At 64.8% G+C, this 11,744-nt stretch carries 11 protein-coding genes; 6 read left to right on the top strand and 5 right to left on the bottom strand.

Annotated features, from left to right (window positions below; genetic code table 11):
- Positions 1-51: 51 nt before the first annotated feature.
- The gene (locus SA190iCDA_RS21155) at positions 52-897 is read right to left on the bottom strand and encodes a DMT family transporter (RefSeq protein WP_070887664.1); all 846 of its coding nucleotides are present in this window, start codon (positions 895-897) and stop codon (positions 52-54) included.
- A 103-nt stretch (positions 898-1,000) separates the two neighbouring features.
- Positions 1,001-1,636, bottom strand: a complete 636-nt coding sequence (locus tag SA190iCDA_RS21150) for a TetR family transcriptional regulator (RefSeq protein ID WP_070887663.1) — start codon at positions 1,634-1,636, stop codon at positions 1,001-1,003.
- Positions 1,637-1,838: 202 nt separating this feature from the next.
- Here SA190iCDA_RS21150 and SA190iCDA_RS21145 point away from each other — a divergent pair, with 202 nt between their 5' ends.
- Genes SA190iCDA_RS21145 through SA190iCDA_RS21135 form a run of 3 tightly spaced genes read left to right on the top strand, consistent with a single transcriptional unit; the run spans position 1,839 to position 7,587 of the window.
- Entirely contained in the window at positions 1,839-2,981 is a 1,143-nt protein-coding gene (locus tag SA190iCDA_RS21145) for an efflux RND transporter periplasmic adaptor subunit (RefSeq protein ID WP_070887662.1), read from the top strand.
- Positions 2,982-2,995: 14 nt separating this feature from the next.
- Entirely contained in the window at positions 2,996-6,139 is a 3,144-nt protein-coding gene (locus tag SA190iCDA_RS21140) for an efflux RND transporter permease subunit (protein WP_070887661.1), read from the top strand.
- Positions 6,136-7,587: an AdeC/AdeK/OprM family multidrug efflux complex outer membrane factor gene (locus SA190iCDA_RS21135; RefSeq protein WP_070887660.1), complete on the top strand. Its 1,452-nt coding sequence runs from the start codon at positions 6,136-6,138 to the stop codon at positions 7,585-7,587. The genes SA190iCDA_RS21140 and SA190iCDA_RS21135 overlap by 4 nt, the downstream gene beginning before the upstream one ends.
- Positions 7,588-7,649: 62 nt before the next feature.
- On the opposite strand, the gene SA190iCDA_RS21130 is transcribed toward SA190iCDA_RS21135, so the two are convergent.
- From SA190iCDA_RS21130 to SA190iCDA_RS21120, 3 genes are all read right to left on the bottom strand, one after another.
- A complete protein-coding gene (locus tag SA190iCDA_RS21130; RefSeq protein ID WP_070887659.1) occupies positions 7,650-8,312 on the bottom strand; it encodes a DedA family protein in 663 nt (220 codons plus the stop codon).
- Positions 8,313-8,494: 182 nt separating this feature from the next.
- Positions 8,495-8,935 (bottom strand): hypothetical protein, encoded by a 441-nt coding sequence (locus SA190iCDA_RS21125; protein WP_070887658.1) that lies wholly within the window; start codon positions 8,933-8,935, stop codon positions 8,495-8,497.
- Between the two features lie 117 nt (positions 8,936-9,052).
- On the bottom strand, positions 9,053-9,415 hold the full coding sequence (locus SA190iCDA_RS21120) for an RcnB family protein (RefSeq protein WP_070887657.1): 363 nt from the start codon (positions 9,413-9,415) through the stop codon (positions 9,053-9,055).
- Between the two features lie 245 nt (positions 9,416-9,660).
- On the opposite strand from SA190iCDA_RS21120, the gene SA190iCDA_RS21115 reads away from it, so the two are divergent.
- The 3 genes from SA190iCDA_RS21115 to SA190iCDA_RS21105 all read left to right on the top strand — a co-directional run bounded on the left by SA190iCDA_RS21115 (position 9,661) and on the right by SA190iCDA_RS21105 (position 11,654).
- The gene (locus SA190iCDA_RS21115; RefSeq protein ID WP_070887656.1) at positions 9,661-10,050 is read left to right on the top strand and encodes a DUF3592 domain-containing protein; all 390 of its coding nucleotides are present in this window, start codon (positions 9,661-9,663) and stop codon (positions 10,048-10,050) included.
- 181 nt (positions 10,051-10,231) lie between these two features.
- Positions 10,232-10,801, top strand: a complete 570-nt coding sequence (locus SA190iCDA_RS21110) for an antibiotic biosynthesis monooxygenase (RefSeq protein WP_070887655.1) — start codon at positions 10,232-10,234, stop codon at positions 10,799-10,801.
- A gap of 34 nt (positions 10,802-10,835) precedes the next feature.
- Positions 10,836-11,654, top strand: coding sequence for an alpha/beta fold hydrolase (locus SA190iCDA_RS21105; protein WP_070887654.1), 819 nt, complete (start codon positions 10,836-10,838; stop codon positions 11,652-11,654).
- Positions 11,655-11,744: the final 90 nt, after the last annotated feature.

Raw genomic sequence — 11,744 nt, 5'->3', positions numbered from 1 at the left:
TCTCCGGCGTCGTTGATCGTGCAGTTGTGACCGCAGCAGGTGGCGTTCGGCTCAGGCCGTCGCGCGCCGTCTGGCGCAGAGGACCAGCGCGATACCACCCAGCACGGCCAGCGAACTCAGGCCCAGGCGCAGGCTCAGCGCTTCGCCCAGTAGCAGGGCGCCGGCCAATGCCGTGATGATCGGCACGCTCAACTGCACGGTGGCAGCCTGGATGGCTCTCAGGTTGGCGATGGCCTTGTACCAGATGGCATAACCGAGCCCGGAGGCCAGGGCACCGGAGGCGAGGGCGTAGAGCACGCCGCTCGGGTCCCAGCTCGCACTGTGCAGCAGCACCAGGCTGAGCAAGGCGGCCATCGGCATACTGCGCACGAAGTTTCCGGTAGTCGCCGCCAGCGCATCGTTGGCGGTGCGTCCCAGTAGCGAGTAGGCGCCCCAGGCGATACCGGCGATCAGCATCAGCAGTGAGCCGGCCAGCGGCGGTGCGCTGGCGCCGGGAAGCAACAGGGCCAGCAGGCCGGCAAAGGCCAGCAGCAGACCGGCCAGGCTCATCGACCCCGGTCGCTCGCCCTGGCGCCAGCCCCAGAGCAGCATGCTGATCTGCACGGCGCCGAACAGCAGCAGTGCGCCAACGCCTGCATCCAGGTTGACATAGGCGAAGGAAAACGCCGCGGCGTAGGCGAACAGCGCCGCCGCCCCCGGCCAGCTTCCCGCCATCGCAGCCGAGCGGTGGCGCAGTCGCAGCAACAGGGCCAGCATCAAGGCGCCGCTGAACAGGCGCAGGCTGGTGAAGGTGGCGGGGTCGATCCCAGTGGTTTTCAGGGCCAGGCGGCAGAGCAGCGAGTTGCCGGCGAAGGCCAGCATGGCGGCGGCGGTGAGAAGCAGGGTACGTGGGGGCATGGCCATCCTCTTGTACAGGTCTGGCGGCTGAGTCGCGAGGAGCGTGCAGCGGATCTAAGCATGGCTGGCGCGCCCTGGCCATGGGCACGAGGTCCCAGGGCGGTCAGCGGGTACGCAGCGCTTCGCTGTGCTGCAGCATGTCGAGCAGCGCATCGACCATCGCGTGGGCATGGGCTTGCAGGTCGTAGGCCGCGGGGTTGAGCAGCCAGTGGGCCTGCAGGCCGTCCATGTAGGCATGCAGGCAGATCGCCGCGCGCTGACAGTCGAGGTCGGCGGGCAATTGGCCGCGGTTCACGGCATTGCGTAATGTTCTGGCAATGCGCTGGTCGCATTCTTGCTGGAACACCTGCATCTGCTGGCGCAAGCCGCCGAGCTCGGAGCTGTACTCGCATTTGTATTGCAGAATTTCTCCGACACGCCGGCATTCGCTGTCGGCATGCATGCGCAGCAGCAGCTGCACCAGCAACTGACGCATGTTACCCAGTGGGTCAGGTTCGTCCTCGCTTTCGCACGCGCGGGCCAGTTCTTCCTGGGGCAACAGGCGGCGGTCGAGCATGGCCTGGAACACGTCGACCTTGTTCTGGAAGTGCCAGTAGATAGCGCCGCGCGTGACACCGGCCGCGCTCGCGATGTCCGCCAGCGAGGTGCCGGAAACGCCATTGGCGTAGAACACCCGCTCGGCGGCATCGAGAATCTGCGCGCGGGTTTCTTCAGCTTCCTCTTTGGTGCGTCTGGCCATAGAGCGGCTTCCAGGGCGTAAAAAATTCGGATCAAAACCCCTGGCCGGGGTCACACAGGCGCGCAGTGTCACACAAAAAGATGCGTTTACAAACATTCTCGAACGTAAGTATATTTGCCGTCTATTTCCCAGCATCCACCTCGGCTATCTGCCAGGTATCGCCCCCCGCGGCTCGAATCACTTAGACATGAGGTCCTTTCAGATGCAGAAGAAGCCAGCCTTCGCCGCTATGGTTTCCGCTATCGCTCTGGCCACGCTGACGCTCGCTGGCTGCAGCGATGAGGCTGCCCCGCCACCGCGTCAGGCGCCGACTGTCGGCATCGTCACGCTGCAGGCAGCGCCCTATACCTTGACCACCGAGCTGCCGGGCAGAACCGCGGCCTACCGCATCGCCGAGGTACGCCCGCAGGTCGATGGCATCATCCAGAAGCGCCTGTTCAAGGAAGGCTCCGAGGTCAAGGCCGGCCAGCAGCTGTACCAGATCGACGCGGCGGTCTACGAGGCGGCCGCCAAGAGCGCCCAGGCCACCCTGGCCTCGGCCAAGTCGCTGGCCGAACGCTACAAGAGCCTGGTGTCCGATCAGGCGGTGAGCCGCCAGGCCTACGATGAAGCCCAGGCCTCTCGCCTGCAGGCCGAGGCCGCGCTGGAGCAGGCGCGCATCAATGTGCGCTACACCAAGGTGCTGGCGCCGATCGCCGGTCGCGTTGGCCGCTCCGCGGTCACCGAAGGTGCACTGGTCAGCAACGGCCAGACCAATGCCATGGCGACCATCCAGCAGCTCGACCCGATCTACGTCGACGTGACCCAGCCGACCAAGGATCTGCTGCGCCTGCGCCGCGAGCTGGAGAGCGGGCAGCTGCAGAAGGCCAGCGACACCGCCGCCAAGGTGCAGCTGCGCCTGGAAGACGGCAGCACCTACAAGCACGAAGGCACTCTGGAGTTCTCCGAGGTGTCGGTCGATGAGGGCACCGGCTCGGTGACCTTGCGCGCCGTGTTCCCCAACCCGGATCACACCCTGCTGCCGGGCATGTTCGTACACGCTCGTCTGCCCGCCGGCGTGAACCAGCAGGCCATCCTCGCGCCGCAACAAGGTGTGACGCGCAATCCGAAAGGTGAACCGACCGCCCTGGTGGTCAACGCCGAGAACAAGGTCGAGCTGCGCCAGCTCAAGGCCGAGCGTACCGCTGGCAACCGCTGGCTGGTGCTCGACGGCCTGAAGTCCGGCGACAAGCTGATCACCGAAGGCCTGCAGTTCGTGCAACCGGGTGCCGAGGTGAAAACCACCGAAGCGAAGAACGTGGCTGCGCCAGAGCAGGCCGCGGCTGACCAGGCTGAAACCCGCTAAGGAGCGATTACACGATGTCGAATTTCTTCATCGACAGGCCGATTTTCGCCTGGGTGATCGCCTTGGTGATCATGCTGGTCGGCGGTCTGTCCATTCTCAAGCTGCCGGTCAACCAGTACCCTAGCATCGCCGCGCCTGCCGTGAGCATCCAGGTCAACTACCCGGGTGCCTCGGCACAGACCGTGCAGGACACCGTGGTGCAGGTGATCGAACAGCAGATGAACGGCATCGACGGGCTGCGCTACATCAGCTCGGCGAGCAACTCCGACGGCAGCATGGAGATCATCGTCACCTTCAACCAGGGCACCAACCCGGACATCGCCCAGGTTCAGGTGCAGAACAAGCTGCAGCTGGCAACTCCCATGCTGCCTCAGGAAGTCCAGCAGCAGGGCTTGCGCGTCACCAAGTCGGTACGTAACTTCCTGCTGGTGATCGGCGTGGTGTCCACTGACGGCAGCATGACCAACCAGGATCTGTCCAACTACATCGTCGCCAACATGCAGGACCCGATTTCCCGCACCCCGGGCGTCGGTGACTTCCAGGTGTTCGGTGCCCAGTACGCCATGCGTATCTGGCTCGATCCCGCCAAGCTCAACAACTTCCAGCTGACCCCGGTCGACGTGCGCAGCGCCGTGCAGGCGCAGAACGTGCAGGTGTCGTCCGGCCAGTTCGGTGGTCTGCCCGCCGAGCCAGGCCAGCAGCTCAACGCCACCATCATCGGCAAGACCCGCCTGCAGACTCCCGAGCAGTTCCGCAACATCCTGCTCAAGGTCAACCGCGACGGTTCCCAGGTGCGCCTGGGTGACGTGGCTCGTGTCGAACTGGGGGGCGAGAACTACAACATTCGCGCGCAGTTCAATGGCAACGCGGCCTCCGGCCTGGCGATTCGTCTGGCTACCGGCGCCAACGCCCTGGATACCGCCAAGGCGATCCGCGCCACCATCGATGAGCTGAAACCGTTCTTCCCGGCCGGGATGGAAGTGGTCATGCCATACGACTCCACCCCTGTGGTGCAGGAGTCGATCCATGGCGTGATCATGACCCTGATCGAAGCCTTCGTGCTGGTCTTCCTGGTCATGTACCTGTTCCTGCAGAACTTCCGCGCCACGCTGATTCCCACCCTGGCCGTGCCGGTGGTGCTGCTGGGTACCTTCGGCGTACTGGCGGTGTTCGGCTACAGCATCAACACCCTGACCATGTTCGCCATGATCCTGGCCATCGGCCTGCTGGTGGACGACGCCATCGTGGTGGTGGAGAACGTCGAGCGGGTGATGCGCGAGGAGGGCCTGTCGCCACGAGAGGCGACGCGCAAATCCATGGGGCAGATTCAGGGCGCGCTGGTGGGCATCGGCGTGGTGCTCTCGGCGGTACTGTTGCCGATGGCCTTCTTCGGCGGCTCGGTGGGGGTGATCTACCGGCAGTTCTCGATCACCATCGTGTCGGCCATGGTGCTCTCGGTGATTCTCGCCCTGATCTTCACCCCGGCGCTGTGCGCCACCATGCTCAAGCCGATCGCCAAGGGCGAGCACCACGAGAAGCGCGGGTTCTTCGGCTGGTTCAACCGCACCTTCGAGCGCAGCGTCAACGGTTACGAGCGCGGCGTGCGCGGTGTGATCAAGCGCAAGGCGCCATTCCTGATCATCTACGCGGTGATCGTCGGGGTGATGGCCTGGTTGTTCACCCTGATCCCCTCGGCGTTCCTGCCCGAGGAAGACCAGGGCGTACTGTTCGCCCAGGTGCAGACGCCGTCCGGCTCCACCGCCGAGCGTACCCAGGCGGTGGTCGATGACATGCGCCGTTACCTGCTCGAGGACGAGAAGGACGTGGTCAACTCGGTGTTCACCGTCACCGGCTTCAACTTCGCCGGCCGTGGCCAGAGCTCGGGTATGGCGTTCATCATGCTCAAACCCTGGTCCGAGCGTACCGAGGCGGGGACCAGTGTCTTCGACCTGGCACAACGGGCCCAGGGGCGCTTCTTCGGTGGTGAGTTCCGCGATGCCATGGTGTTCGCCTTCGCCCCGCCAGCGGTCATGGAAATGGGTAATGCCACCGGCTTCAACCTGTTCCTGCAAGACCGTGCCGGCGTCGGCCAGGCCACCCTGAACCAGGCGCGGGACAAGTTCCTGCAGCTGGCCAACCAGAGCCCGGTGCTCAGCAGCGTGCGGGCCAACGGCCTGCTCGACGAGCCGCAGTACAGGCTGCTGATCGACGACGAGAAGGTACGCACCCTGGGTGTGTCCCTATCGGATGTGAACAGCACGCTGCAGGTCGGATGGGGTGGTGCCTATGTCAATGACTTCATCGACAAGGGGCGGGTAAAACGTGTTTACCTGCAGGGGGAGACCTCCTCGCGGATGAACCCCGAGGACCTCGACAAGTGGCACGTGCGCAATGACCAGGGACAGATGGTGCCATTCAGCGCCTTCGCCTCGGGAGAGTGGACCTACGGCTCGCCGAAGCTCTCACGCTACAACGGGGTGAGCGCCATCGAGATTCTCGGTACGCCGGCGCCGGGCCACAGCTCCGGTGAAGCCATGGCGGAAGTGCAGCGCATCGCCGCGGAACTGCCCGAAGGCATCGGCTTCTCCTGGACGGGCCAGTCTTACGAGGAAATCTTGTCCGGTTCCCAGGCACCGGCGCTTTACGCGCTGTCCCTGCTGGTGGTGTTCCTGGCCCTGGCGGCGCTCTACGAGAGCTGGTCGATTCCGTTCTCGGTCATGCTGGTGGTTCCCCTGGGTATCATCGGTGCGTTGCTGTTCACCCTGGGGCGCGGGTTGTCCAACGACGTGTTCTTCCAGGTGGGCCTGATCACCACCATCGGCTTGTCGGCACGTAACGCGATCCTTATCGTGGAGTTCGCCAAGGCGCTGCACGAGCAGGGCATGAGCCATCTCGAGGCGGCGGTCGAGGCCTGCCGCATGCGACTGCGCCCGATCATCATGACCTCCCTGGCGTTCATCCTCGGGGTGGTTCCGCTGGCGATCTCCAGCGGCGCGGGCGCCGGCAGCAAACATGCCATCGGTACCGGCGTGATCGGCGGTATGCTTACCGCGGCGGTGTTGGCGATCTTCTGGATTCCGCTGTTCTATGTGGTGGTCAGCTCGATGTTCAAGGACAAGAGCGCCAAAAAACTCAACGATGAGGAGGCCGTCCAGTGAGGCAGTCCCTGTTGTCTCTAGCCGTGGCGAGCATCGTGCTCAGCGGCTGCACCATGATCCCCGACTACCAGCGCCCCAACGCCCCCGTCGACACTGCCTGGCCCCAGGGCCAGGCGTACCAGGGCAGCGCCGTGCAGGGCTCGATCGCCGCGGCCGATCTCGGCTGGCGCGAGTTCCTGCGTGACCCGGCGCTGCAGCGCCTGGTGGAAACCGCGCTGAACAACAACCGCGACCTGCGTGTGGCGGCGTTGAATGTCGAGGCCTACCAGGCCCAGTACCGCATCCAGCGTTCCGAGCTGTTCCCCAACGTCTCGGCCGACGGCAGCGGCACCCGTCAGCGGACGCCCGCCGACCTGTCGCAGACCGGCCGTTCCACCGTCGGTGGCCAGTACAGCGCCACGGTCGGTGTGAATGCCTGGGAAGTGGACTTCTTCGGGCGCCTGCGCAGCCTCAACGAGCAGACCCTGCAGCAGTACTTCGCCACCGAAGAGGCGCAGCGCAGCACGCAGATCAGCCTGATCGCCAGCGTCGCCAACGCCTACCTGACGCTGCAGGCCGACGAGGCGCTGCTCAAGTTGACCCGCGAAACCCTGGGCACCTTCCAGCGCAGCCTGGAACTGACCCAGCGCAGCTTCGACGTCGGGGTGACCGATGCCCTGTCCCTGAGCCAGGCGCGTACGTCGGTGCAGACCGCCCAGGCCAACCTGGCGCAGTACACCCGTCAGGTCGCCCAGGATCGCAACGCCCTGGGCGTGCTGCTCGGGGGGGCGGTGCCAGCTGACCTGCCCCAGGGCGAAGGGCTGGACAAGCAACTGCTGGCCGAGGTGCCGGCGGGCCTGCCGTCCGACCTGCTGCAACGCCGCCCCGACGTGCTGCAGGCCGAGCGTGAACTGCTCGCTGCCAATGCCAGCATCGGTGCAGCCCGCGCGGCGTTCTTCCCGAGCATCAGCCTGACCGCCAACGCCGGCACCGCCAGCAGCCAGCTATCGGGTCTGTTCGACGGTGGCTCGGGTACCTGGCTGTTCCAGCCGCAGATCAACCTGCCGATCTTCACGGCCGGTCGCCTGCGCGCCAACCTCGACTACGCCGAGATCCAGAAGAACATCCAGGTGGCGAATTACGAAAAAGCGGTGCAGACCGCCTTCCAGGAAGTCGCCGATGGCCTCGCCGCCCGTGGTACGTTCGAAGAGCAACTGCAGGCCCAGCGCAGCCTGGTGGAAACTTCCGAGGACTACTACAACCTGGCCGACCGCCGTTTCCGTACCGGCGTGGACAGCTACCTGACCCTGCTCGATGCTCAGCGCCAGCTGTTCAGTGCCGAGCAGCAGCTGATCGGCGTACGCCTGTCGCAACTCACCAGCGAGATCAACCTGTACAAGGCCCTCGGTGGTGGCTGGAACGAACGTACCCAGACCGCGCCGGCCAGCGCGGCCGCACCGCCGTCCTGAGCGGCGGCAAACCCCATGAAAAAGCCCCGCAATCGCGGGGCTTTTTCATGCCTGCCAGCCTGTTATAGCGGCGTCTGCACGCGTACCGAGCGGTTCATCTTGTGGCGGATCAGCTGGATCACGCCCGGCAGGATCGACACCACGATGATGCCGACGATCAGGTAGTGCAGGTTGCTCTGCACCGCCGGCAGGTTGCCAAAGAAGTAACCGCCGTAGGTGAACAGGGTGACCCAGAGAATCGCGCCGACCACGTTGTAGGCGGCGAAATGGGCGTAGTTCATGTGGCCCATGCCGGCCACGAAGGGCGCGAAGGTGCGCACGATCGGCACGAAGCGCGCCAGGATGATGGTCTTGCCGCCATGGCGGGCATAGAACTGCTGGGTGATTTCCAGGTGCCGACGGCGAAAGATCTTCGAGTCCGGGTTGCGGAACAGCCGCTGGCCCATGAAGCGGCCGATGGTGTAGTTCAGCGCGTCGCCGAGGATCGCCGCGGCGATCAGCAGCAGCACCAGCAGGTGCACGTTCATGGTGCCGTGCACGGCGATGGCGCCGGCCACGAACAGCAAGGAGTCGCCCGGCAGGAACGGGGTGACCACCAGGCCGGTTTCGCAGAACACGATCAGGAACAGGATCGCGTAGATCCAGGTGCCGTATTGGGCGGTCAGGGCCGCCAGGTGCTGGTCGATATGCAGAATGAAATCGATAACCAGGTGAATGAATTCCATCAAAGGCTCCAACGATAGGGCGGCCCGGTGTCCATCGGGGCGGGCTGCTTGGGGGCGGCATTATGCTCGCATCGGCATGAAGGCGCGAAGCTGAGGCAGGGTTTTGAGCCTGCGCCATGGCAAGCGTTCCCTGCCGCGAGGAAGGTGGCGATGAACGTACGAGGGCGTGAGCCGGGTTGCGACTATGGTTTGACGCGTGGCTGGATATGCAGCTCGGTGGTTTGCGCGTCCTTGGCCTGCAAGGTCGCCGGGTCGCGCTTGCTGCCATCCTGCTGGGCGCGCTGTCTGGCGAGTGCGGCCATGCGCTCGGACCAGGCGAATTGCAACTCGCGATATTGTGGCGCCACGGCCGCACTGTTCAGGCGTGCCTGCTCCTGCCAGAACTCGGCATCGCCGCGCCACCAGGGATCTTCGCCGGGTGCTACGGGCTCGACGGGAGCGACCTTGAGAGCGGGTGCCGGGGCGACCTTGAGGGTGGTCGGTGCGGCCTGTGGCTGCGCCGGGTACAGGCGGGCGAACAGCTGAGCAGCCCCATACGCCAGCGCAGCGCCAACGGCCACAGCGAGGGCGCTGCGCGCGAACTCGCTGCGCGGGCTTTTGGGTTTGCTTGCTGAAGCTTTCATCATCCATCCCTAGGGGGAAAGAACCGACACGAGGCATGGCGGAACCTGCGTGAATGATAGCCACTTACGCGGCGCCGTTGAGCTTTATTTACGTGTCGGTACAGGGTGGCGGAGCGCTTACTTGCCCTTGATGATGCGCTGGATGGTGCCGGTGTTGTTGTTCAGCAACACGTAGTCGGTACCGATCTTCACCCAGTGCTCGTGTTCCTTGTCCTCGGGCTCCGGCAGATTGTGCTTTTTCAGGTCCTTGATCGCATAATCGTCGCGCCAGTACTTGTGCGGCGCAGGGGTACCTTCCTTGAGGTGACCGATATGCATCGGATCCTTGGCTTCCGGATCTTCCTGATCGGGCTGCTGCTTGAGCACCTGATCCTGATAGACCTCACGGGCGGGTTCCTGCTCTTTCGGATCGGCCGCATGGGCCATGCCGCTGACCAGCAGGGCGCCGAACAAGATGCTGAGGGTAGGCGTGGTTTTCATGTGACTCTCCTTTATCCGTGTCCATAGAGTGGACAGGGACAGGCCGCGAAAAACTCAACCTAAATTTTCGCCCCTCAAGTGGCCTGTGGTCTTCTTGTACCGCGTTTTGTACCGCGTTGCCGGCGACACTTCCGCACGCGCCGCTGCGCACGCCGCTGCGCACGCCGCCGAACGGCAGGTTTTTTCCATGAACCTTCAGGCTGAGAGGCGCCACTATCTATTCAAGTACCCGATTCGAGTGAGTCATGCCTGTTCCCCTTTTTCTGGCCCTGGTGTTCGGCTGCGTCGGCGCCGTGCTCATGGGCATCGGCCTCTCCCGGCGTCGTGTCAGCCGCAACTGGCTGTGCGCGCAAGGGCGGATCATCGCCAGCGACTGGGGGCTCAGCACGCCGAGCCGTTACCCGCGTTTCGAATGGCGCGACGCAGAGGGCAACCTGCACATGCACGAGAGCAGCATGAGCAGCTGGCGCCATTACCGCAAAGGCGACCCGGTGCCGGTGCGCTACGACCCCGCGTTCCCCAAGCGGGCGGTGATCGACACCCCGGTGCAGCGGGGTGCCTCGTTCTTCTGGCTGGGCGTGCTGCTGTGCGGCATCGCCGGGCTGTTCCTGCTGGTCGAGCTGCTGCTCAACTGAGCCGATCACCTTCCAGTCGCCCTGCAGGCGGCTGCGACCATTGAGCACATACGTCCAATAAAGCCGCTCGACGCAGCGGCATAGTAGCGGCACGGTCGGGTACCGCCACGAGCATGCCGATCGTCACGCCGCAGGCCATGGCCTTGCGGGTCGATTTCGCTGCCAGGGACGTCCTTTCGCTATGCCAACCATCGAGCCGAGCAATGTGGTGACCCTGGTCATCCAGCACCAGGTGCGTCCCGGCTGCCTGCCCGCCTACGAGGCCTGGCTCAAGCGCGCCCTGGCCGCCGCCGAGCAGCAGCCTGGCCACCTGGGCGTCAACGTGATTCGCGCCGACGGGCAGGGCGATGCCTTCACCACCGTGCTGCGTTTTGCCGAAGGCTGGCAGCTGGACGAGTGGATCGCTTCCGATCGCCGACGCCTGCTGATCGACGAGGTGCTGCCGTTGCTCGAAGGCGGCGACCAGATCCAGGTCAGCCGCGACCACGAATTCTGGTTCACCCCCGAGCAGGCCCAGGCCCAGGCGCCGCAGCCGCCGAAGTGGAAGCAGGCGGTGCTGACCTACCTGGTCATCTGCCCGCTGACCATGCTCATCCCGCTGCTGTGGCAGCCGCTGTTCCAGCAGTACCCGGCGCTCGGCGGCGTGGTACCGAGCAACCTGCTGATCACCCTGTGCATCGTCGTGCCGGTGGTGTTCTGGATCATGCCGGTGGTCACCCGTTGCTGTGCCGGCTGGCTGAGCGCCCGCTGATTTCCCTGACATTCCTACCCGAGAGGTTATCGCCATGAGCACATTCACCACCCGCGACGGCACCGAGATCTATTTCAAGGACTGGGGCAGCGGCAAGCCCGTGCTGTTCAGCCATGGCTGGCCGCTGGACGCCGACATGTGGGAATACCAGATGCAGTACCTGAGCAGCCGCGGCTATCGCACCATCGCCTTCGACCGCCGCGGTTTCGGCCGCTCCAGCCAGCCGTGGACGGGCTATGACTACGACACCTTCGCCGATGACATCGCCCAGCTGATCGAGCACCTCGACCTGCATGACGTCACCCTGGTGGGTTTTTCCATGGGCGGCGGCGATGTCAGCCGCTATATCGGGCGCCACGGCACCTCGCGGGTCAGCAAGCTGGCATTGCTCGGCGCGGTCACGCCGATCTTCGGCAAGGCCGCGGATTTTCCCGAAGGCGTCGACGCCTCGGTATTCGCCGGCATCAAGGACGGCCTGCTCAAGGATCGCGCGCAGTTCATCAGTGATTTCGCCGCACCGTTCTATGGCATCGACAAGGGCCACAAGATCACCGACGGCGTGCTCACCCAGACCCTCAACATCGCCCTGCTGGCTTCGCTCAAGGGCACGGTCGATTGCGTGACCGCGTTCTCGGAAACCGATTTCCGCGCCGACATGGCCAAGGTCGACGTGCCGACCCTGGTGATCCACGGCGATGCCGACGCCATCGTGCCGTTCGAAACCACCGGCAAGCTTGCTGCGCAAATGATCGCCGGTGCCGAGCTGAAGGTGTACGAAGGCGCCCCCCATGGCTTCGCCGTGACCCATCAGCAGCGTCTCAATGAAGACCTGCTGGCCTTCGTGTCCCGCTGATTACCGGAGCGCCCAGCCATGAGCAATGATCCCCAAGACCCTAAACGCCGCCAGGTCGTTGCCGCCGGTGGCCTGCTTGGCGCGGCTGGC

It is taken from the genome of Pseudomonas argentinensis (genome assembly GCF_001839655.2).
Lineage (GTDB): Bacteria > Pseudomonadota > Gammaproteobacteria > Pseudomonadales > Pseudomonadaceae > Aquipseudomonas > Aquipseudomonas argentinensis_B.
The sequence above is the reverse complement of the archived record's forward strand: the minus strand, read 5'-3'. Positions and strand labels throughout refer to the sequence as shown.